Here is a 20,846-nt window from a genome sequence, read left to right as displayed (position 1 = left end):
GCTACGTCTTCCCCTTCGCCCCACGCCCGGGCTTGTTCGCCTGCCGCCCCCGCGCGATGGCCAGCGCGTCGTCCGGCACATCCTCGGTGATGACCGAGCCCGCCGCCGTGACCGCCCGCGCGCCCACGCGCACGGGCGCCACCAACGCCGTGTCGCTGCCGATGAAGGCGCCCGCGCCGATCTCGGTGCGATGCTTGTTCACCCCGTCGTAATTGCAGGTGATGGTGCCCGCGCCGATATTCGCGCCCGCACCGACCGTCACATCGCCCAGATAGGTCAGGTGGTTGGCCTTGGCCCCCGCGCCGAGATGCGCCGCCTTCAGCTCCACGAAATTGCCCACATGCGCGCCCACGCCCACCTCGGTGCCCGGGCGTAGCCGCGCATAGGGCCCGATGATCGCGCCCGTCCGCACCACGCATTGCTCCAGATGGCTGAAGGCGCGGATGGCGACGCCATCCTCCACCGTCACGCCCGGCGCGAAGACCACCTGCGGCTCCACCACCACATCCTGGCCGAGCCTGGTGTCGTGGCTGAGCGTCACGCTCTCGGGATGGACGAGCGTGGCGCCGCCGAGCATCGCCGCCTCTCGCAGCAGGGCCTGCACCTCGGCCTCGGCCGAGGCGAGCTCGATGCGGGTGTTGATGCCGCGCAGCTCGCGCTCCGGCGCCTCGACGGCGACCGCGCGCCGACCTTCGGCATGGGCCGCGCCGACCACATCGGTGAGATAGAATTCGCTCTGGCGGTTGTCGCTCTTCAACCCGGCCAGCCATCGCGAGAGGTCGGGCCAGGCGGCGCAGACCACGCCGGCATTGCACAACCCGATCGCGCGCTCGGCCTCGTTGGCATCGGCCCATTCGACGATGCGCTCCACGGCGCCGGCGGCATCCTGCACCACGCGGCCATACCGCGCCGGATCGGCCGGGCGCATGGCCAGCAGGGCCAGGTCGGTGCCGAGGCGCGCGGCCACGAGCCGCTCCAGCGTCGCGGTCGTGACCAGAGGATTGTCGCCATAGAGCACGGCGACGTCGCCGGTCTCGCCCTCGAGCAGCGGCGCCGCCATACGCGCGGCATGGCCGGTGCCCAGCCGCTCGACCTGGATCACCGTCGCATGGGGCGCGACGGCAGCCGCCAGCTGCGGCATGTCGGGGCCGATGACGACGATCACGCGATCGAAGGCGGGCACGCAGGCCGCGATCAGATGGTTGATCATGGGCCGCCCGGCGATGCGGTGCATCACCTTGGGCATCGCGGATTTCATGCGGGAGCCCTGTCCCGCTGCGAGAATAATGGCCGTGCGCATGGACATGGCCTAGCCGCCCCGCCCCCCGCACCGCAACCCTTACCCCCCTGACGCTTTCTTGCGGGGCGTTTCGGCGCTACCTCATCAGTCATGCCCCTCGCGATCTTCGACCTCGACGGCACGCTGGTGGACAGCGCGCCCGACCTCCATGCCTCGCTGAATCGCCTGATGGCGCATTACGGCCTGGCCCCCTTCCCCCTGCCGGAGGTCACGAAAATGATCGGCGACGGGGCGCGCGCGCTGGTCGAGAAGGCCTTCGCCGCCCGGGGGACCATGTTCACCGACGCGGCGGTGAAGCACTTCCTGGCCGATTACGAGCCCAAGAGCGCCGTCCTCACCCGGCCCTATCCGGGCATGGTCGAGGCGCTGGAGGCCTTCGGAAAGGAAGGCTGGCAGCGGGCCATCTGCACCAACAAGCCCATTTCCGCGACCTGGGTGATGCTCGATGCGCTGAAGCTGGGCGGCTATTTCGAGCTGGTGCTGGGCGGCGACAGCCTGCCCGTGAAGAAGCCCGATCCCGGCCATGTGCGCGGCGTGCTGGAGGAGCTCGGGGTGGATCCGCTCGACGCCACCATGATCGGTGACCACCAGAACGACATCCGCGCGGCGGCGGGGGCTTCGGTGCGCAGCGTCTTCGCGGCCTGGGGATATGGCGACGGGACGGGGGCGGACCTGACCTGCGCCACCCCGGCCGAGCTGCCGGGACTGCTCATCGAGGCCTACGGGGCGCCCTGAAGGCCCCTCACCCGCGCGTCACCTGGCGCAGGGTGACCTGGATCGTCCCCCACCAGCGGCTGGCCAGCTCGATCCGGATCGGCAGCAGCGGCGCGCCCGGCTGCGCCGGATTACCGAAATGCACCACGCTGCGCATCGGGCGCGCATCCTCCGGCCGCTCCACCGGCAGGCCGCCGACGATCTGGCTCTCGATCACGCAGCTCGGCTGCCCGCCCCCGGCGGGGTCGCGCACGGGATCGGTCGTGACGTTGAGCTGGGTCAGGCGGCGCCCGTCGAAGATCCGCGCCTGGCCCTCGCAGCGTCCCGTGTCCCGCACCTGGCGCGAGAGCTTCAGCATGGCCGAGAGCGCATCCAGCGTGCCCGGCAGGGCCTCGGGCGGAATGGGCGTGCGCTCCAGGTCCTGCGCCGGCTCCAGGAGGCCGACCTGCGGCGTTCCGCTGGCGGTGTAGTTGAGCAGGGTGCGCCGAGGGCTGCCGCGCCAGTTGCCGCTGCTGCGGTGCTGCCGCGGCAGCGGATTCGCCCCGCGCCAGCTGCCCTCGCTATGCGCGACCTGCTCGCCCCGGAAAAACAGCGTGCCGAGGCCGCGGGCCCTGGTTCGGGTCTCGATCGTATAGGGGGCGCCGGGCCCGCCGATCTCGAGATCGACCTCGGCCTCCATCACCGTGATGCCGGCCGCGGCGAAGGCGTAGCTGGCCCGCCAGGGCTCCGCCGCCGCGGGTCCGGCCAGGAACGCCAAGCCTAGTGTGATGCGCCACAGCATGAAGCTCATTGGTGGGCACATCCCCTTGTGAACGCAACCGTCTTGACACCCGGCGCCATCCGCCGCAAAGGGAGCGCCGATCGGATGGGCGCGTAGCTCAGCGGTAGAGCACTGCCTTCACACGGCAGGGGCCACAGGTTCAATCCCTGTCGCGCCCACCATCTGATCCCTTCATGCATCGCCGAATTTCGTACCGCCATCGTTGTGCGATGTCTGGGCGCGCAACGTCTGAGCGCGCCTCGCGTTGCAGGGGCATGCCCCAGAATCTCCTCTCCCTCAGCCCGGCGATCCTGGCCCGCATCGAGGCCGCAGCGGCCGAACAGGGGCTTTCCTCGTCGGAATGGGTCGAGCGGCTCGTCCAGCGCGAGACGGAAAGCGGGCGCTCGACGATCGCCGCGCTGGAAAGCCGCCGAATCGGTCCCGAGGACGAGGCGCGCGGCGGGCCGCAAGCGCCGGGGACCATCGCGAATCCCACCGACGATTAGGGGCGCCGTCTCCGGCCGCGGGCAACCCGCCTCCCCGCGCCGGCGTTGGGATTTACGAAACGCAAGGAAGGAAACCGCAAATGACGAATCGTCGAACGTTGATGACGATCTTGGCCGCCGCCATGATCGCTTTGCCGATGGCCAGCTTCGCGCAAGGCAACGGCTCCGATACGCCTCGGCCGCCCGGCTCGGATCCGAGCGCGCGCGTGGACAGCATCACCGGACGCGGGCCCGCCTCGCCGGGCACCACGGGCAATCCCACCGGCCGGCGCGTCGATCGCCCGGCGACCTCGACGGCGCCGACCAACCAGGCGGTGACGCCGGCCAATCCCAACAGCCAGCGCCGCCCCGGCGCGCCGTCGGCGCCGGGCTCCCACACCAACTGAATTGCACGGCGAGCGCCTGCGGCCGTTTGGATCCGGCGGGGAAGGCGGGCGAGGATCCCCTCGCCGGCCTTCTTCGATTCGTCCCCTCGTGAATCGGCAAGCCGTCTTCCTCGCCAAGGACAGCCTCACGCGTCCTCCGCCGCCAGCTCGCGCTCCAGATCGCCGAGCTCTTGACGGGTCTGACGCAGGTAGCTGTCGCGCTGGGCGATCTCGGCCTCGGTCTTCAATTTCCAGCCATAGGCGTTGGTGATCTCCTGCCGTTTCTTGCGGATGAGTTCCGCGAGATCGATTCGTCGCTGGGGAAGCGTTCGCGGCTCGGCACGGGGCGGGGACGATGCCGTCTCCAGCTCGGCCGTCACCAGCGGGGCCTCGTCGCTGCGTTCCGGCCAGAATGCGCCGGAGGCCGCGATCCCGCCAAAAGCCGGATGAGCACCGACCAGCGCAGGCCCGCCAGCCGCATCCCGGCCCTTCGGCCAGCCGCCTCGCCCAGATGCCGGGCGCCGCGACGGAAAGCCTCGGTGGCGTGCAGGCCATAGGCGAGATCCAGGAAGGCCTCCACGTCTCGCAAGCCGGGCCGGTGCGGCAGGCTGCGCCGATGCCGGCTCCAGGCCCACATCACCTCCCGCGCCGCCAGACGCGCGGAGAGCCGGCGCTGGGCCGCCCGGCCGAAGGCCTCGGCGAACCAGTCATAGCCCCAGGCCAGATGGTAGATCAGATGGGCAGCGGCCTCGTGCAGCCCCTCGCGCGCGGCAGGCAGCCGCAGCAGAATCCAGATCGGGCCGGCCAGGGCCAGCACGGTCTCGGGCGTCAGCTCGTCTGGCCGCAGAACCGACCAGATTCCCCAAAGGAATCCGGCCAGCACCAGCATATCCAGGACGATCCACAGGAGCGTGCCGAGCTTGCCGGCCAGCTTGCGCGCGGAAGGCGCCTCGCGCTCCGGCAGCCCACACGGGAGGGCGCGGCGGCGGGCATGAAGGAGCGAGCGGGAGTTTGCGATCAGCAGCCGGACGTCCGCCCGGCGCTCGGCCAGCCCGCTCCTCTCGAGCTGCGCCAGGAGCTCCCGCAATTCCGCCGCGACGCGGTCCTCGGCCCGCCTGCCCTGCACCCGATGCCTCTGGCCCCCGCCATGGGGGCAAGCCGGTATTCTCCGACGCCTTTGTTAAAGCTGGGTTAAAGGCCCATGGGTTCGGCCGCGCCGGACGCGCGCTCCGTCGTCGCGGCATCCGCCCCGCCGTAATATTCAAGCGGCTCGAGGCGGATCAACAAGCTCAGAAGGGCGCCCGGGAGGCCGAGCCGCGCGGTGTTGTAGCTGCGCGCCGCCGCGTTGTAGGTGCCCTGAGCCGCCGCGATCCGGCGCCCCATATCCTCGAACTGGGCCTTGATCCGCCGGAATTCGGCACGGGAGCCGAGGTCGGGAAGCGTCTCCGCCCGCTCGAACAGCGCCTGGACCTCGACACCCAGCACGCCCTCGGCCCGCCCGATGGCCGGCGGGGCATGTGCCGCGGTGGCACGCTTGCGGGCGGCGAGCACCTTGTCCACCAGCCTGCCTTCGCGGGGCGCATGGCGCTGGACGATTTCGACGAGAGGGCGGATGAGGTCGTGCCGCCGCTGGAGCAGCGCATCGAGCCCGGACCAGATGCCGGCCGCCGCGCTTTGCAGCGAGAGAATCCGCCCCCGGACGACGACGACGCCAATCAACAGCAGCACGGCCACTGCCGGTATCACCCACTCCATGGCACCCTCTGCTCCTGTCCTCGGAACGTGTTTAGGCCGGCGGCGCCCGGATGAAGAGGGGGCGGGCCGGCGCCTTTAGCCTTGCACCGCCGGGGCTGATGGCCTAATTCCCCGCGACCCACGGCGGGACGCCATCGCGCCTGCCGCATCCCCGAAAGCCCTTGCGCCATGAAGCCCGACACCCACCCCGCCTACCACGATCTGCACGTCATCATGACGGACGGCACGACCTTCACGACCCGCACCGCGGGCGGCAAGCCGGGCGAGACGCTGCGCCTCGACATCGATCCGAAGAGCCACCCGGCCTGGACCGGCGTGCAGCGCCTGATGGACACGGGCGGCCAGGTGGCGAAGTTCAACCGCAAGTTCGCCGGCATCGGCATGCGCAAGGGCTGAACTAAGCCTTTCGCTTCAGGAAAAACCGCCCCGGCCAATGGCTTGGGCGGTTTTTTCATTTTTGGCCGGAACCTCTTGAAGCGCGCCGGCGCGCTTCACATCTCCCCCTCACCGGAGTGCCCAAGCGGGCTCCGGCGCGGATCCGGATGCAGGCATCGCCCGAATGGGGATGGCGGCGGCGGGACGCTCAACAGGACCTTGCTACAGCAGGAGGTTCAGTATGAACGCCATTGATTTCTCTCCCCTTTTCCGCAGCGCCATCGGCTTTGATCGCGTCGCGCGCCTGCTCGACGGTGCGCGCAGCCAGGCCGAGAGCCAGACCTATCCCCCCTTCAACATCGAGGCGACCGGCGAGGACAGCTATGTGCTGACCATGGCCGTGGCCGGCTTCGGCGCGGAGGACATCGATCTCGTCGTGCGCGACGACCAGCTGTCCATCAGCGGCAAGGCGCCGCAGCAGCCCGAGGGTCAGGAGCGCCGCTTCGTGCATCGCGGCATCGCGGGCCGGGCCTTCGAGCGCCGCTTCGTCCTCGCCGACCACCTCGTGGTCCAGGGCGCGCAGATGGAGAACGGCCTGCTGCATGTCGCGCTGAAGCGCGAGGTGCCCGAGGCGCTGAAGCCCCGCCGGATCGAGATCCAGGCCGCGCCGCAGCGCCAGCCGGCGATCGAGCAGGTCGCCCACGCCGCCTGATCTTTGGCGTCGGAGTGAATACGGGAAGGCCGGCGGGACACACCCGCCGGCCTTTTCTTTGATCGCGCCTCAGCCGGCAGGGGGTGGGCGGAAGAAGGCATCCGCGGTCGCCCGCTGGTTCGACCGGGCGGCGATGGCGGCCTCGGCCCGGGCGATCTCGGCCTGCAGATCCGCGATATAGGCGCGCAATTCCGTCTCCGCCCAATCCTGCAGGGGCGCCGGCACGAAGCGCTGAATGGGCCTGGGCCGCGCCTCCTCTTCGAACATCGCTTTTCTCCGAATTCGTTACAGGGCTTGGCCCAAACGGGCCCTGCGACTATAGGGCTTGCGACAGAAGAGCCGCCCCTTCGGGCGCGTGCCCGTCCGCGCCGCCCCCTCACCCATGGAAGCACCGTCATGGCCCTCCCGCCCCTGATGCCTAAGGCCACCGCCGTCTGGCTGATCGAGAAGACCTCGCTCTCCTTCGAACAGATCGCCGATTTCGTCCAGATGCACCCGCTCGAGGTCCAGGCCATCGCCGATGGCGAGGTGGCGCAGGGCATCATCGGCTACGATCCGGTCGCCAACGGCCAGGTGACGCGGGAAGACATCGTGCGCGCGGAGGCCAACGGCTCGGCCCGCCTGACGCTGGCGCCAAACGCGCTGCCGGTGGCCAAGGGACGCGGCAAGGGCGGGCGCTACACGCCGGTCGCCAAGCGCAATGATCGCCCGGACGGCATCGCCTGGCTGCTGCGCAACCACCCCGAGCTCACCGAGGCGCAGATCGGCAAGCTGGTCGGCACCACCAAGGAAACCATCCAGAAGGTGCGCGACCGCAACCATTGGAACAGCGCGAACATCAAGCCGCGCGATCCTGTGATCCTGGGGCTGTGCAGCCAGGGCGCACTCAACGCCGCCGTGACCTCGGCGCAGGACCGAATGCGCGCAGAGGGCATCGCCATTCCGACGCCGCCCCCCACGCCCTTCGATTCCGAGTGAATTCCGGAAGAAGTCGCGCCCTCAATGGGCGCGGCGAAGCTTCTCCATTTCTTCCTTGAGATGCAGCTTCTCCCGTTTCAGACGGGCGAGGGCTTCGATGTCGGGGCGCGGACGGGCGCCTTCGACGGCGATGCGCGTCTCCAGATCTGCGTGGCGGGATTCCAGGGCTCGCACCCTCGGCGCGTGCATCATGCAGTGGCTTCCTCTGCTACGGGATCGCCTCTGGCGGGAACGTGTCGGCCTCGCCGGGGACGTCGCCTGTTCATGCGGCTGTTGCTACCGCATCCAGCCATGCTATCCCCCATGGGGCCGGGCAGGCGAGTGAATTCGTTCCCCTCGAATGAATCTGTATCCAGGATGCGGCCGAACTGATGCTGGAAGACCGAGAGGCCCTGCTGCGACGCCTGCATGAGCTGCGCAGCGAACACCGCGACCTCGACACCGTCATCGCCCGCCTCGTCAGCGGCCTCGGCGACCAATTGCAGCTGCAGCGGCTGAAGAAGCGCAAGCTGAAGCTGAAAGACGAAATTTCCTGGCTGGAGGGGCAGCTCGTCCCCGACATCATCGCCTGAGCGGGCCGCGATACCGACATGAATCCAACTGACTCCGCGCCGCTCGTCGGCATCATCATGGGCAGCCGCTCCGATTGGGAGACGATGCGCCATGCCGACGAGACGCTGACCGCGCTTGGCATCGCGCATGAGTGCCGCGTCGTCTCGGCCCATCGCACGCCCGAGCGGCTCTTCGATTACGCGAAACAGGCCCGCGGGCGCGGCCTGAAGGTCATCGTCGCTGGCGCCGGCGGAGCCGCGCATCTGCCCGGCATGGCCGCGAGCATGACCCCCCTGCCCGTCCTGGGCGTCCCCGTGGAAAGCCACGCGCTGAAGGGCATGGATTCCCTGCTCTCCATCGCGCAGATGCCCGGCGGCGTGCCGGTAGGCACTTTGGCCATCGGCAAGGCCGGCGCCATCAACGCCGCGCTGCTCGCCGCCGCCATCCTCGCCTTGTCCGACCCCTTGCTGGCGGAGCGGCTCGACGCCTGGCGCGCCCGGCAGACCGAAAGCGTTCCCCATGACCCCGCCTGAACCCATGCCCGCCCCCCTGGCTCCGGGCTCGACGATCGGCATCCTGGGTGGCGGACAGCTTGGCCGGATGAGCGCCCTGGCCGCGGCGCGGCTGGGCTATCGCTGCCATGTCTTCGCGCCGGACGCCGATTCGCCCGGCATGCAGGTCTCGGCCGCGCACACCCTGGCCGAGTATGACGACCTGGAGGCCCTGGCCCGTTTCGCCGAGTCGGTCGACGTCGTGACCTTCGAGTTCGAGAACGTCCCCGTCGCGACGCTGCGCGCGCTGGAAGGCCGCGTGCCCTGCCGTCCGGGGAACAAGGCGCTGTCCGTCTGCCAGGACCGCATCACGGAGAAGCGCTTCCTCGCCGCGGCCGGCGTGCCGGTCGCCCCCTGGCGCGAGGTGAACAGCGAATCGGAGCTGCGGGACGCCATCGCCGAGATCGGCCTGCCGGCAGTGCTGAAGACCACCCGCCTGGGCTATGACGGGCGCGGCCAGGCTGTGCTGCGCCGGCCGGAGGACGTGGCCCCCGCCTTCGCGCGCCTGTCGCCCAAGCCATTGATCCTGGAAGCCTTCGTGCCCTTCTCGGCCGAGATCTCCGGCATCGCCGCACGCGGGCTCGACGGCACGGTCGCGACCTATGACGCCATCGAGAACCAGCACCGCAACCACATCCTGGCCCTCTCCTTCGCCCCGGCGCGCCTGCCGCCGGCCGCGGCCGAAGCCGCCCGCGCCCATGTCGCGCAGGTCGCCGCCGCGCTGGAGCTGGTGGGCGTGGTCGCGCTGGAGATGTTCCTGCTGCCGGACGGCTCGCTGCTCGGCAATGAGATCGCGCCGCGGCCGCACAATTCCGGCCATTGGACCATGGATGCCTGCCTCTGCGGGCAGTTCGAGCAGCATATCCGCGCCGTCGCAGGACTGCCGCTGGGCAGCCCCGCGCGCCACGCGGACGCGGTGATGCGCAATCTCGTGGGCCCCGAGGGGCTGGCCGCCTGGCCGGCGCTCGTCGCGCGCGCGGACGTGGTCGCGCATTGGTATGGGAAGGCCGAGGCGAGGACGGGCCGCAAGCTCGGCCATGCCAACCGTCTTCTTCCCATGAATGCCCTGGCCGGGGATGCCCAGCCCGAGGCTTTCTGAAGCTTCCCACCGCCCCTGTGGCGGAAAGGCCAGGGGCCATGTTGCGTTTTGGCCACAGCCTCCGGGAATTGGTGGACAAGGTGATGCAATCCGGCGGTCTTGTTGTTAGGTTGCAGTCACGCAGCGCGGAATTGTTCCCGACGGGTTCACTGTGCAGCGACCGAACAAACGAATTGTATTCAAGGAGAACGAGGATGAGCCTCAAGAAGGCCCTTCTGGCCGCGACCGTTCTGTCGCTGCCCATGGCCGCACAGGCCCAGCCGATCACCGGCCTCTACATCGGTGGCGGCGTCGGCGCGAACTACCGTGCGCCGAGCGACGACAGCCTCCGCCTGCGCGGCCCCGGCGGCGCGGCCGCCAACGGCACCTTCGACGTCAAGTCCAACTGGGGCTACGCCGCGCTCGGCAGCATCGGCTGGGGCTTCGGCAACGGCCTGCGCGTCGAGATCGAGGGCAACTACCGCAACAACAGCGTGCAGCGGATCACGGGCGCGCGGTCGACCGGCGGCACCATCCACCAGTACGGCGCGATGGCGAACGCCCTGTACGACTTCAACTTCCTGAACCTGAACGTTGGCGGCGTGGGCATTGTCCCTTACGTCGGCGCGGGCGTGGGCTATGCCTGGAACGACTGGCGTAACGTGAACGGCCGCAACGGCGCCGCGCAGATTCGCACGGACGATCGTGATGGCCAGTTCGCCTACCAGGGCATCGCCGGCGTGGCCTTCGGCCTCGACTCCATGGTCCCCGGCCTGGCGCTGACGACCGAGTACCGCTTCTTCGGCACGCTCGAGCCGGAACTCGCCACGACCGCGCTGACGAACGGCCGTCCGGTGGCCGCCGGCACCTACAAGCCGACCAACTACAACCACTCGATCCTGGTCGGTCTGCGTTATGCCTTCAACGCGCCGCGCCCGGCTCCGGTTGTGGCCCCGATCGCCGCTGCCGCGCCGGCTCCGGCCCGCACCTACCTGGTCTTCTTTGACTGGGATCGCGCGGACTTGACGGATCGCGCCCGCCAGATCATCGGCGAGGCGGCCACCAATGCCCGTGCCGTGAGCTCGACCCGCATCGAGGTGTCCGGCCACGCCGACCGCACCGGTACGGCCGTCTACAACCAGCGCCTGTCGGTGCGTCGTGGTGAGGCGGTTGCCGCCGAGCTCGTCCGCCGCGGCATCGCCCGCAACGAGATCACGGTCCAGGGCTTCGGCTTCGATCGTCCGCTGGTCCCGACGGCGATGGGCGTGCGCGAGCCGCAGAACCGCCGCGTCGAGATCGTCCTGCGCTAAGCAGGACGTTCCTCTCGCAGGAATTGGGAAGGGGCGCCGCGAGGCGCCCCTTTCTTTTTGCCCATTCCCTTCTTGCCCTCTTCCTCGAATCTCCTGCGCTTTCGCCCGGTTGTGGCAAAATATGCACGCTTAGAGGAAATATCCGCCGATATGCGGCACCGCAGCGAAAACATTCCTTCGATCATGATGCGATCGTCTATGTCGTCATGAGATGGCCACCAGATGGCCTCCAGGAGACAAACAGAATGACTTTCCCCAAGCTGGTTCTGACCGCGGGCGTGTTCGCGTTCCCCATGTTGGCCCAGGCCCAGCCCATCACCGGCCTCTATGTCGGCGCCGGCGCCGGCATGAACTTCGTCGAGAACGGCACCTTCCTGTCGGATCGTCCCCTCGCGGCTGGCGCGCGCGCCAATGGTTTCCCGACGACCGGCACGGGTGGTTTCGAGACCGGCCTGGCAGCCGTCGCCTCCATCGGCTGGGGCTTCGGCTTCGGTCTGCGCGTCGAGCTCGAGGGCAACTACCGCCGCAATGAGGCCGCTAGCGCGGGCTCGGTGAACGGGTCCGGCACGGCCCAGTCCTACGGCGTCATGGGCAATGTGCTCTATGACATCGCCCTGCCCTTCGCGCCCTGGGTCACGCCCTATGTCGGCGGCGGCGTGGGCTATATCTGGCGCAACGCCGATTCGGTCGCCGCCGTGAGCCCCGGCCGTGGGGCGGGCCTGGTGTCCTCCGATACGCAGGGCGTCTTCGCCTATCAGGCGATCGGCGGCCTGGCCTTCCCGGTCTCCGCCATGCCCGGCCTGTCGGTCACGCTGGAGTATCGCTACCTCCGGGCCGAGGACGCCTCCTTCAACGCGCACGCCTTCGCGACCAACACCGGCGCGACCTTCGCCTCAGGCGCCGTCAAGAGCGGCTATACCAACCACTCCGCCCTTGCCGGTTTGCGCTATGCCTTCAACACGCCGCGCCCGGCGCCGGTCACGGCCCCGATCGCCGCTGCCGCGCCGGCTCCGGCCCGCACCTACCTGGTCTTCTTTGACTGGGATCGCGCGGACCTGACGGATCGCGCCCGCCAGATCATCGGCGAGGCGGCCACCAATGCCCGTGCCGTGAGCTCGACCCGCATCGAGGTGTCCGGCCACGCCGACCGCACCGGTACGGCCGTCTACAACCAGCGCCTGTCGGTGCGTCGTGGTGAAGCGGTTGCCGCCGAGCTCGTCCGCCGCGGCATCGCCCGCAACGAGATCACGGTTCAGGGCTTCGGCTTCGATCGTCCGCTGGTCCCGACGGCGATGGGCGTGCGCGAGCCGCAGAACCGCCGCGTCGAGATCGTCCTGCGCTAAGCAGGACGTTCCTCTCGCAGGAATTGGGAAGGGGCGCCGCGAGGCGTCCCTTTTCCGTTCCGGATCGCGGACATGAAAAAGGGCGCCTCGCGGCGCCCTTTTCCTATCGGTCGTGGTGGCCTGAACTCAGCGAGTCGCGGCGGCGCGCTGCGCTGCCGGGCGCGTGGTGCGCGCGCGGGGCGTCGCGGCGGCCGGCCGATCCGGGCAGGCCGGGGTCGTCAGGGCCTGCGGAACTTCCCGCGCCAGGGAGATCTGCGCCAGCTCGGCCGGCGAGGTCGCGGCCGTCGCCTGCTGGAAGATCGGGGCCTGTTCGCGGCAGAAGAAGGATCCGCGCGAGATGCCGACCTGCGACTGACCATTGGCGAGGTTGGTGATGTACTGGTCGAGCAGGCGCTGGTGCGAGGCACCCGCCGTGCGGCGGAAATGGCTCGCCACATTGCGGAAGGCGGCCGCCAGGTCGCTCTGATGACGCGTCACGAAGGTGTTGTAGTCGTCCTGCTGGCCGCAGGTGAGCGCGACGACCATGAGCTGGCTCTGCAGCGCGCGGATGTCGAACGCCGTCTTCTCTACCGGCTGCACGCAGACCGAGCTCTGCGCGAAAGCAAGGCTGGGCGTCAGCATGACGGCGGCCAGGCCGGCCATAAGCTTACGTGAAGGCGTCATACCGCCCATACTCCCGATCTCGTTTGGCCCAGCCACCCCCTGGCGGATCCAGACGGATGGCGCGAATCGGCCTATCAGCATCGCCCTTTACACGGATCAATGCCAAGCGCGAAGCCCGATCACACGGCTTTTGGATGGGGTTTAGGTAATCCTGCCAAACGTCTGTCAAGAAACGATAAAGTTTCTTCTATAGTGGGAGGGTTCGGCTGCAACCAGAAAGCAAGCACCGCCCCCTGCACCGCCACCAGCGTGGCTCGCCGCGTGTACCAGGAAAAATCGGCCGATTCGTCTCCCGCCGCGTGCCAGATCGCCGAGGCGCTGGCCGCCGCACAGCGCAGGCCGGTGAGCAGGTTCCAGGGCAGCGCCAGCAGCGCCACGGCGCCGCGCATGGCATCGCGATCGGGCTCGAGCAGGTGCAGGCGCAATTCGATCAGCCGGCGGATCCGGGCGGGGGTTCGCAGGGCGGCGAGATCCTCCGTCGCGGCGGCCGCCTCCATCTCCGCATCGATCTGCGCGATCCAGGCCTCGATCGCGCCGGTCACCCCCCGGGGGAAGTGGCTGGAAGCGAGCTCCGGCGCCTCGCCGCGGTCTTGCAGGGCGTGGCGCAGCGTGGCCGGCGTCCAGCCCTCGCGCCCCGCACGGGCGACGACGGCGCGCAGGAGGTCCGACTCGCTCATGTCCGGCTCTCGGCGAGGCGGGCGAGTTCCTCGGTGAAGCCCAGCTGCGTGAGGTCCTTCATGCGCGACAGATACAGCACGCCGTCGAGATGGTCATTCTCATGTTGCAGCACGCGGGCCGGAAGGCCCTGTGCCTCGCCGGAGACGGGCTCGCCCCTCTCGTCCAGGCCGCTCCAGGCGACGCGCGCCGGACGGTCCACACGGCCGCGCAGGCCGGGAATGGACAGGCAGCCTTCCCAGGAGGCTTCGGTCTCAGGGCCGAGGGGGGCGATCGCCGGATTGAACAGCACGCGCAGCGCCGGCCCGTCGCGCCAGAGGAAAAGACGCAGTGGCACATGGACTTGCGGCGCGGCGAGCCCGATGCCGCCGGCGTCCGCGAGAGTCTCGGCCATGTCGACGATGAGTCGCTGCATCTCCGGCGCGGTCGGATCCGTGACCTCGTCGGCGCGGGCGAGTAGAACCGGGTGGCCCATTCGGGCTATCTTCAGGATGGCCATGCGGCACTATTTCCTTTGTCTGGGCTGGCACGGGACGGTTTCCAACTTTACCCCATTTGAGGGCTTCCCGCCGCTGCGCTGGTTGTGTTATGTCGCTGCCTCGGCCTCGGCGCGACTTCGCACCGAGGTCTTACCGCATTTCAGGGCCGGATGAGGCCAGCAGGAGATACGCCCGCGTGCAAGTCGTCGTTCGGGACAACAATGTCGATCAGGCGCTCAAGGCGCTCAAGAAGAAGCTGCAGCGTGAGGGTGTGTTCCGCGAGATGAAGCTTCGCCGGCACTACGAGAAGCCCTCGGAGCGCCGTGCGCGCGAGGCGGCCGAAGCGGTCCGTCGCGCCCGCAAGGTCGAGCGCAAGCGCATCGAGCGCGAAGGCTTCTGAGCGGCGGGCCGGTTTAAGCCGGCCCTCTTTTCAGACAGACGTTACAAGCGCCGCCCGGCAATGCCGGGACGGCGCTTTTGGCGTTTGCGCCTCTCCAGGACATGAAAAAGGCCGGCGCAGCCCGAAGGCTGGCCGGCCCGACTCGGCGGCGAGTCGCGCTTAGCGCTGAAGCGCCTGTACGATTTCCTGCGTGACCTTCTTGGCGTCGCCGAAGAGCATCATCGTGTTCGGCCGGAAGAAGAGCTCGTTGTCCACGCCGGCATAACCGCTGGCCATGCCGCGCTTCACGAAGAACACCGTCTTGGCCCGCTCCACGTCCAGGATCGGCATGCCGTAGATGGCGCTGGACTTGTCGGTCTTGGCGGCCGGATTGGTCACGTCATTCGCCCCGATCACATAGGCCACGTCGGCCTCGGCGAATTCGGGGTTGATCTCCTCCAGCTCGTGCACGTCCTCGTAAGGCACGTTCGCCTCGGCCAGCAGCACGTTCATGTGGCCGGGCATGCGGCCCGCCACAGGGTGGATGGCGTAGGAGACCTCCGCACCCTCCTTCTTCAGCAGATCCGCCATCTCGCGCACCACCTGCTGCGCCTGGGCCACCGCCATGCCGTAGCCGGGCACGATGATGATCTTCTGGGCGTTGCGCATGATGAAGGCGGCGTCCTCGGGGCTGCCCGCCTTCACCGGCGCGCGGTCGGTCGCCGCGCCGCCGGCGGCCACCGCGCCGCTCTCCGAGCCGAAGCCGCCCAGCAGGACGTTGATGATCGAGCGGTTCATCCCCTTGCACATGATGTAGCTCAGGATGGCGCCCGAGGCGCCGACCAGCGCGCCCGTCACGATCAGCAGGGTGTTGCCGATGGTGAAGCCGATGCCCGCCGCCGCCCAGCCGGAATAGCTGTTCAGCATGGACACCACGACCGGCATGTCCGCCCCGCCGATCGGGATGATCAGCAGGAAGCCCAGCCCGAAGGCCAGCAGCGCGATCATCCAGAAGAGGACCGAGGAACCCGTCACGACGAAGAGGATCACCAGCAGCAGAAGCAGCGCGCCGAGCGCCGCGTTCAGCATGTGCTGGCCCTTGAAGAGGATGGGCGCGCCCGACATGCGTCCGTCGAGCTTGGCGAAGGCGATCACCGAGCCGGAGAAGGTGACGGCGCCGATGGCCAGGCCCAGCGACATCTCGATCAGCGACTGCGCGTGGATATGTCCCCGCGTGCCGATGCCGAAGCTCTCGGGGCTGTAGAAGGCCGAGGCCGCCACGAAGACGGCCGCCATGCCCACCAGGCTGTGGAAGGCCGCCACCAGCTGCGGCAGCGAGGTCATCTGGATCCGGCTGGCCAGCCAGGCGCCGATGCTGCCGCCGATGGCCAGGCCCGCGATGATGAGCACAAAGCCGCCAAAATCCATGTGCGAGTTCAGCATGGTCGCGACGATCGCGATCCCCATGCCGATCATGCCGAACTGGTTGCCCTGGCGGGAGGTGGTCGGGTGGGAGAGGCCGCGCAGCGCCAGGATGAAGAGGACCGAGGCGACCAGATAGGCGAGGCTCGAAATCGTCGCCATGGGATCAGGCCTTCTTCTTGTTCTGGAACATGGCGAGCATCCGGCGCGTCACCAGGAAGCCGCCGAAGATGTTCACGGCGGCCAGCATCACGGCCAGGAAGCCGAAGAAGCGCGCGGCCCCGCTCTCGGCCGAGGCCGCCGCATGGATGGCGCCGACCACGATCACCGAGGAGATGGCGTTGGTCACGCCCATCAGCGGCGAATGCAGCGCGGGGGTGACGTTCCAGACCACGTAATAGCCCACGAAGCAGGCCATCAGGAACACGGTCAGGAGGAGGAGGAAGGGCTCGGCATGCTCGGCCACGGGCTGCACGGCGGCCGCCGCGCTGCGGGCCATCCCGGCGAGTTCGGCCGCGCGGATCGAAAGCGCGTGCGCCGCATTGGCGATGTCCGTCTGGGTGCTCATCTGCGTCTCCTCAGGCCGCGGTCGCGGGGAGAAAGTTCTTGTGGACCACGGCGCCGCCGCGGGTGAGCGTCACGCCGATGACGATGTCGTCCTCGGCCGGCAGCTTCGGCGCCTTCGCCTCCTTGTCCCAGAAGGTGGTCAGGAAGGTGAGGAGGTTGCGCGCGTAGAGGGCGCTGGCGGCGGCGGGAATGCGGCCGGGCCAGTTGTTGAAGCCCAGGATCTTCACGCCATTGGGCGTGGTGATCATCTGGCCGGGCACGGTCGCCGCGCAGTTGCCGCCGGCATCCGAGGCGATGTCCACGATCACGGAGCCGGGCTTCATGCTGGCGACCATCTCGGACGTCACCAGGATCGGCGCCTTGCGCCCCTGCACGAGCGCCGTGCAGACCACGACATCCTGCTTGGCGATATGCGCGGCCACGACCTCGGCCTGCTTCGCGTAGAAATCGGCGGAGAGCTGCTTGGCATAGCCGCCGGCGGTCTGGGCCGACTTGCTCTCCTCGTCCTCATAGCCGACGAAGCTGGCGCCGAGCGACTTGATCTCCTCCTTGGCCGCCGGGCGCACGTCGGTCGCCGAGACGCGGCCGCCGAGGCGCCGCGCGGTGGCGATGGCCTGCAGCCCCGCCACGCCCGCGCCCATGATGAAGGCATTGGCGGCGGGAATGGTGCCGGCCGCCGTCATGAGCATGGGGAAGCCACGGTCGAAGGTGTTGGCCGCCTCGATGACGGCGCGGTAGCCGGCCAGGTTCGCCTGGCTGCTCAGCACGTCCATGCTCTGGGCGCGGGTGATGCGCGGGGCGAGCTCCAGCGAGCAGGCCTCGATGCCGCCCTGGGCATAGCCCGCGACCGCATCGGCATCGGCCGCCAGGGTGCCGATCAGCAGCGTGCCGGAGGGCAGCGGCGCGTCGGGGGCGCGCACGCAGAAGACGATCTTCGCGCCGCTCAGCGCGGCGGCGGCATCGGGGGCGAGCTCGGCCCCGGCGGCGGTGTATTCGGCATCGGGGAAGCCGGAGGCAAGACCAGCCCCCGCCTCGACCGCGACGGTGAGGCCGAGGGCGATCAGTTTCTTCGCCGTCTCCGGCGTGGCGGCGACACGGGCCTCGCCCGCCTTCGTTTCCTTCAGAACGGCCAGACGCATGTCGGTAATACCCCCCGAGACTTTTAAAAACTTCCTGCCTGCATAGCCATGCCGCAACGCCACATGCAAGTGACCCGCACGGGACTCGGACGGCCCGCAGGCATGGCGGGGATCGGCGCGAAAAATCTTCCTTCGACAGAACCCATGCGTCGGACAGCAGTGAGGCTGGAAAGCGCGGACATCCTCGCCGCCGCCCTCCGGGGAGGCCGGCCAGAACCTGCCGGACGGCATTTCTTCACAGTTCAGTAACGAAACGTCCATCGACAGTAGCCGCCCTATTGGATGTGTTCCGGCGCGTAACGACACCCGCAAAGGGCCTCCGATGCCGCAATTCCCATCACCGCGCAGCCTGCTCCTCGCAGGCTGCGCAGCCCTGGCCACCGCCCACGGCGCCTCGGCACAGAGCGTCTCCTTCCGGGGCCAGACCTTCAAGAACCAGGGCCTCGCTGGCGTCGGCCGCGTCTCGCCACAGCTGCGTGACGGCTTCGGCGACACGCTGGGCAGCCTCGGCTCCGGCATGGTGGCCGACCTCACCCGCTGGCGCCGCAACGGCGACAGCTATTCCGGCGTCTTCTTCATGTTGCCCGACCGCGGCTACAACATCGCCGGCACCATCGACTACCAGGGCCGCCTCCAGCAGATGGGCGTGGCCTTCACGCCGCTGGGCACCAGCGGCAGCACCGGCCAGCAGAACCAGATCCAGTTGAACCTGCAGCAGACCATCGGCCTGCGCGACAACAACGGCGTGCCGACCACGGGCCTGGATCCCACAGGCTTCCGCGCCGCCGGCAACGGCTTCCCGATCCTGCCCACCGGCAGCAACGGCCGCGTCACGCTGGACAACGAGGGCATCGTCCGCGGTCGCGACGGCACCTTCTATGTCAGCGACGAGTACGGCCCCTACATCTATCGCTACCGGGCCGACGGCACGCTGATCGGCGCCATCCGCCCGCCCAACGCACTGATCCCCATCCGCAACGGCCAGCCGAACTTCGCCTCCAACAACCCGCCCGTGGGCCAGGCGGCGCCGGTGCCGGCCGACCCGGTGACGGGCCGCCAGAACAACCAGGGCTTCGAGGGCCTGGCCATCAGCCCCGACGGGCGCCAGCTCACCGCCGTGCTGCAAAGCGCCGCCCGACAGGACGGCGGCACGGGCGGCTCTGCCGCCACCCGCAACAACACGCGGCTGCTGACCTACGACATCTCGAACCCCGCCGCGCCGGTCGAGACGGGCCATTACGTGGTCCAGCTGCCGCGCTTCACGGCGGCCAACGGCACGACCCTGGTCGCCGCGCAGTCCGAGGTGCTGGCGCTGAACCGCAGCCAGTACCTGATGATCGCGCGCGACAGCGGCAACGGCTTCACCTACCCGACGCCGACCTCGCTCTATCGCCAGATCCTGCTGGTCGACACGAGCGGCGCCACCAACATCAAGGGCACGGCCTTTGAGGGCACCACGCCGGTGGCGCCCGGCGGCGTGCTGGCCTCCGGCATCACGCCCGCCGCGACGACGCCCTTCATCAACATCAACGACGGCACTCAGCTCGGCCGCTTCGGCCTGCGCAACGGCGCGCCCAACAACTCCAACAACCTCTACGAGAAGTGGGAGGCGATGACCCTGCTGCCGGTGCTCGACCGGCGCCGGCCCAACGACTTCTTCCTCGTCGTGGCCAACGACAGCGATTTCATCGCCCGGAACGGCAGCATGAACGGCGCCTCCTATTCCGACCCCTCCGGGCAGGACGTGGACAACATGTTCCTGGTCTATCGGGTGACGCTGCCGACCTATGTCGATCCCCTCGCCCTGCAGTCGCTCGAGGTCACGGCGCTGCCGCTGGCCCGCGCGACCGGCGAGAGCGCCATGGCGGTCGGCCGCACCCTGCTGGGCCATGCCGACACCCGCCTCTTCGGTCTGCGCACCGGCCAGGACATGATGCCGCGCGGCGACGGCGCCGAGGTTCCAGCCGTCCAGCCGCGCTGGAACACCTTCGTGGCCGGCAATTTCAACTTCTCCTCGCTCGGCTCGAACAGTATGGCCGCCTACGCCTATGGCCCGACGGGCGGCTCGCTCGGTCGCGCCTCCACCGATCCCTCGGTCCGCGCGGCGACGGCGGGCATGGATTACCGTTTCACGCCGAACCTCCGCGCCGGCCTGAGCGTCAGCTACTTCGACAGCTCCGCCTCCCTCTGGGGCGGCACGCGGATCGACGGCACGGGCGGCGCGATCAGCCCCTTCATCACGGCGACGCACGGCAATTCCTACCTCGACCTGCAGTACAGCTACGTCTTCGGCGACTGGGACATCCGGCGCGACACCGGCATCTACGGGCTGACCGGCCGCGGCAAGCCGGGTGGCGAGGGCCATCTCGTCGCCCTCTCGGCCGGCCATAACTTCCGCAGCGGCGGCTTCGTCTATGGCCCGCTGGCCCGCTTCACCCACAGCAGCATGAGCGTGGACCGCTACACCGAGACCGACGCCGTGCACGCCAATGCCTCGGTGCCGCGGCAGACGGCGACGGCCAATATCCTGAGCCTGGGCATGCAGGGCAGCCATCCGATGCAGTTCCAGGGCGGCTGGCGCGTCACGCCCCAGCTCCGCGCGGGCTGGGACTTCGCGCTCAGCGACGACAACCGCAACATGACCATCGGCCTGTCGGAGCGGCTCTTCATGCCGGAGGCCTATGTGACGGGCCCCGTCGGCACGCGCATCCAGAGCGGATTCCGCGGCGGCGCCGGCGTGCGCGTGCAGCGCGGCGCGGCCTCGGTGCTGGTGGACTACGATGTCCGCAGCTACCAGGGCGGCGGCGGGCAGAGCCACGCGGTCACGATCGCGCTGGGCTATTCGTTCTGAAAGTTTGAGGGGCGTTGCCCCTCAAATTCCCCGCCGGGAAAGTGATTTTCCTGGATCTTCCATCCGTTGGGGGGTCCAGGGCCAAAAGCCCTGGCAGGGTGCGCGAGGGGCGGAGCCCCTCGATCTTCTTTAACCGCAGCTTTTGCGGCATTTGCAATGGCTTGTGTTGCGTGGGGCGAAAGGTCTGACTGTGCTGCGGCGAGCATGCGGGCGAGTTGACCCTCGACGGTGATACGGGGCGGTTTTCCGCGAGGGCCGGGGTGGATCACCACGCGGTCGATGAGGTTGCGGGCGGCTTCCAGTGCTGCGGGGTTGTCACCTGCGGCCAGGGCCTCCCTGAGGCGCTCGACGCTGCGCCGATAGGCTTGGCCC

General features: G+C 69.1%; 26 protein-coding genes and 1 tRNA gene. 14 read left to right on the top strand and 13 right to left on the bottom strand.

Annotated elements, in window-relative coordinates; translation table 11 throughout:
• Nucleotide 1: 1 nt before the first annotated feature.
• A complete protein-coding gene (glmU, locus tag ACO057_RS21780) occupies nt 2-1,306 on the bottom strand; it encodes a bifunctional UDP-N-acetylglucosamine diphosphorylase/glucosamine-1-phosphate N-acetyltransferase GlmU (protein WP_421995416.1) in 1,305 nt (434 codons plus the stop codon).
• An 84-nt stretch (nt 1,307-1,390) separates the two neighbouring features.
• Between glmU and ACO057_RS21775 the strand changes: the two genes are divergently transcribed.
• Nucleotides 1,391-2,035, top strand: a complete 645-nt coding sequence (locus ACO057_RS21775; RefSeq protein ID WP_421995414.1) for an HAD-IA family hydrolase — start codon at nt 1,391-1,393, stop codon at nt 2,033-2,035.
• Between the two features lie 7 nt (nt 2,036-2,042).
• Here the strand turns inward: ACO057_RS21775 and ACO057_RS21770 are convergent, their stop codons facing one another.
• On the bottom strand, nt 2,043-2,804 hold the full coding sequence (locus ACO057_RS21770) for a DUF3108 domain-containing protein (protein ID WP_421995412.1): 762 nt from the start codon (nt 2,802-2,804) through the stop codon (nt 2,043-2,045).
• Nucleotides 2,805-2,881: 77 nt separating this feature from the next.
• Between ACO057_RS21770 and ACO057_RS21765 the strand changes: the two genes are divergently transcribed.
• The 3 genes from ACO057_RS21765 to ACO057_RS21755 all read left to right on the top strand — a co-directional run bounded on the left by ACO057_RS21765 (nt 2,882) and on the right by ACO057_RS21755 (nt 3,666).
• Nucleotides 2,882-2,956 (top strand) — tRNA-Val (locus tag ACO057_RS21765).
• 93 nt (nt 2,957-3,049) lie between these two features.
• Nucleotides 3,050-3,280 (top strand): hypothetical protein, encoded by a 231-nt coding sequence (locus tag ACO057_RS21760; protein WP_421995410.1) that lies wholly within the window; start codon nt 3,050-3,052, stop codon nt 3,278-3,280.
• Between the two features lie 80 nt (nt 3,281-3,360).
• Nucleotides 3,361-3,666, top strand: a complete 306-nt coding sequence (locus tag ACO057_RS21755; RefSeq protein WP_421995408.1) for a hypothetical protein — start codon at nt 3,361-3,363, stop codon at nt 3,664-3,666.
• A gap of 125 nt (nt 3,667-3,791) precedes the next feature.
• Here the strand turns inward: ACO057_RS21755 and ACO057_RS21750 are convergent, their stop codons facing one another.
• From ACO057_RS21750 to ACO057_RS21740, 3 genes are all read right to left on the bottom strand, one after another.
• Complete coding sequence (locus ACO057_RS21750) at nt 3,792-4,025, bottom strand: hypothetical protein (protein WP_421995406.1); 234 nt, start codon at nt 4,023-4,025, stop codon at nt 3,792-3,794.
• Nucleotides 4,022-4,771: a hypothetical protein gene (locus ACO057_RS21745; protein WP_421995405.1), complete on the bottom strand. Its 750-nt coding sequence runs from the start codon at nt 4,769-4,771 to the stop codon at nt 4,022-4,024. The genes ACO057_RS21750 and ACO057_RS21745 overlap by 4 nt, the downstream gene beginning before the upstream one ends.
• A gap of 65 nt (nt 4,772-4,836) precedes the next feature.
• Nucleotides 4,837-5,379, bottom strand: coding sequence for a LemA family protein (locus ACO057_RS21740; protein WP_421995403.1), 543 nt, complete (start codon nt 5,377-5,379; stop codon nt 4,837-4,839).
• 189 nt (nt 5,380-5,568) lie between these two features.
• Between ACO057_RS21740 and rpmE the strand changes: the two genes are divergently transcribed.
• On the top strand, nt 5,569-5,796 hold the full coding sequence (gene rpmE / locus ACO057_RS21735; RefSeq protein WP_421995401.1) for a 50S ribosomal protein L31: 228 nt from the start codon (nt 5,569-5,571) through the stop codon (nt 5,794-5,796).
• Nucleotides 5,797-6,016: 220 nt separating this feature from the next.
• A complete protein-coding gene (locus ACO057_RS21730; protein WP_421995399.1) occupies nt 6,017-6,487 on the top strand; it encodes an Hsp20 family protein in 471 nt (156 codons plus the stop codon).
• A gap of 69 nt (nt 6,488-6,556) precedes the next feature.
• On the opposite strand, the gene ACO057_RS21725 is transcribed toward ACO057_RS21730, so the two are convergent.
• Nucleotides 6,557-6,754 carry a DUF1192 family protein gene (locus ACO057_RS21725; RefSeq protein WP_421995397.1) on the bottom strand — a complete coding sequence of 66 codons (198 nt, stop codon included), beginning with the start codon at nt 6,752-6,754 and terminating at the stop codon, nt 6,557-6,559.
• A gap of 129 nt (nt 6,755-6,883) precedes the next feature.
• Between ACO057_RS21725 and ACO057_RS21720 the strand changes: the two genes are divergently transcribed.
• Nucleotides 6,884-7,465, top strand: a complete 582-nt coding sequence (locus tag ACO057_RS21720; RefSeq protein ID WP_421995395.1) for a DUF1013 domain-containing protein — start codon at nt 6,884-6,886, stop codon at nt 7,463-7,465.
• Between the two features lie 21 nt (nt 7,466-7,486).
• Here the strand turns inward: ACO057_RS21720 and ACO057_RS21715 are convergent, their stop codons facing one another.
• Entirely contained in the window at nt 7,487-7,657 is a 171-nt protein-coding gene (locus ACO057_RS21715; RefSeq protein WP_421995393.1) for a YdcH family protein, read from the bottom strand.
• Between the two features lie 179 nt (nt 7,658-7,836).
• On the opposite strand from ACO057_RS21715, the gene ACO057_RS21710 reads away from it, so the two are divergent.
• The 5 genes from ACO057_RS21710 to ACO057_RS21690 all read left to right on the top strand — a co-directional run bounded on the left by ACO057_RS21710 (nt 7,837) and on the right by ACO057_RS21690 (nt 12,299).
• The gene (locus ACO057_RS21710) at nt 7,837-8,037 is read left to right on the top strand and encodes a YdcH family protein (protein ID WP_421995391.1); all 201 of its coding nucleotides are present in this window, start codon (nt 7,837-7,839) and stop codon (nt 8,035-8,037) included.
• 18 nt (nt 8,038-8,055) lie between these two features.
• On the top strand, nt 8,056-8,550 hold the full coding sequence (purE, locus tag ACO057_RS21705) for a 5-(carboxyamino)imidazole ribonucleotide mutase (protein ID WP_421995389.1): 495 nt from the start codon (nt 8,056-8,058) through the stop codon (nt 8,548-8,550).
• On the top strand, nt 8,537-9,667 hold the full coding sequence (locus ACO057_RS21700) for a 5-(carboxyamino)imidazole ribonucleotide synthase (RefSeq protein WP_421995387.1): 1,131 nt from the start codon (nt 8,537-8,539) through the stop codon (nt 9,665-9,667). The genes purE and ACO057_RS21700 overlap by 14 nt, the downstream gene beginning before the upstream one ends.
• A 194-nt stretch (nt 9,668-9,861) precedes the next feature.
• Nucleotides 9,862-10,956: an OmpA family protein gene (locus ACO057_RS21695; protein WP_421995385.1), complete on the top strand. Its 1,095-nt coding sequence runs from the start codon at nt 9,862-9,864 to the stop codon at nt 10,954-10,956.
• 245 nt (nt 10,957-11,201) lie between these two features.
• Nucleotides 11,202-12,299 carry an OmpA family protein gene (locus ACO057_RS21690; RefSeq protein ID WP_421995383.1) on the top strand — a complete coding sequence of 366 codons (1,098 nt, stop codon included), beginning with the start codon at nt 11,202-11,204 and terminating at the stop codon, nt 12,297-12,299.
• Between the two features lie 126 nt (nt 12,300-12,425).
• Here ACO057_RS21690 and ACO057_RS21685 read toward each other — a convergent pair whose 3' ends face one another.
• The 3 genes from ACO057_RS21685 to def form a co-directional block, all read right to left on the bottom strand.
• Complete coding sequence (locus ACO057_RS21685; protein WP_421995381.1) at nt 12,426-12,962, bottom strand: hypothetical protein; 537 nt, start codon at nt 12,960-12,962, stop codon at nt 12,426-12,428.
• 119 nt (nt 12,963-13,081) lie between these two features.
• Entirely contained in the window at nt 13,082-13,639 is a 558-nt protein-coding gene (locus tag ACO057_RS21680; protein WP_421995379.1) for a COQ9 family protein, read from the bottom strand.
• Nucleotides 13,636-14,136: a peptide deformylase gene (gene def, locus ACO057_RS21675; RefSeq protein ID WP_421995377.1), complete on the bottom strand. Its 501-nt coding sequence runs from the start codon at nt 14,134-14,136 to the stop codon at nt 13,636-13,638. Before def ends, ACO057_RS21680 begins: the two co-directional genes overlap by 4 nt.
• Before the next feature lie 176 nt (nt 14,137-14,312).
• Between def and rpsU the strand changes: the two genes are divergently transcribed.
• Entirely contained in the window at nt 14,313-14,516 is a 204-nt protein-coding gene (rpsU, locus tag ACO057_RS21670; protein WP_027286066.1) for a 30S ribosomal protein S21, read from the top strand.
• A gap of 159 nt (nt 14,517-14,675) precedes the next feature.
• On the opposite strand, the gene ACO057_RS21665 is transcribed toward rpsU, so the two are convergent.
• Genes ACO057_RS21665 through ACO057_RS21655 form a run of 3 tightly spaced genes read right to left on the bottom strand, consistent with a single transcriptional unit; the run spans nt 14,676 to nt 17,623 of the window.
• Nucleotides 14,676-16,079, bottom strand: coding sequence for an NAD(P)(+) transhydrogenase (Re/Si-specific) subunit beta (locus ACO057_RS21665; protein ID WP_421995375.1), 1,404 nt, complete (start codon nt 16,077-16,079; stop codon nt 14,676-14,678).
• 4 nt (nt 16,080-16,083) lie between these two features.
• On the bottom strand, nt 16,084-16,485 hold the full coding sequence (locus ACO057_RS21660; RefSeq protein ID WP_421995373.1) for a proton-translocating transhydrogenase family protein: 402 nt from the start codon (nt 16,483-16,485) through the stop codon (nt 16,084-16,086).
• Nucleotides 16,486-16,495: 10 nt separating this feature from the next.
• Nucleotides 16,496-17,623 (bottom strand): NAD(P) transhydrogenase subunit alpha, encoded by a 1,128-nt coding sequence (locus ACO057_RS21655; protein ID WP_421995371.1) that lies wholly within the window; start codon nt 17,621-17,623, stop codon nt 16,496-16,498.
• A gap of 322 nt (nt 17,624-17,945) precedes the next feature.
• Here ACO057_RS21655 and ACO057_RS21650 point away from each other — a divergent pair, with 322 nt between their 5' ends.
• Complete coding sequence (locus ACO057_RS21650) at nt 17,946-20,474, top strand: esterase-like activity of phytase family protein (RefSeq protein ID WP_421995369.1); 2,529 nt, start codon at nt 17,946-17,948, stop codon at nt 20,472-20,474.
• The last annotated feature ends 372 nt before the right edge of the window (nt 20,475-20,846 follow it).

It is taken from the genome of Roseococcus sp., assembly GCF_965227005.1.
Classification (GTDB): domain Bacteria; phylum Pseudomonadota; class Alphaproteobacteria; order Acetobacterales; family Acetobacteraceae; genus Roseococcus.
This window is presented reverse-complemented; position numbering and strand designations above follow the sequence as displayed.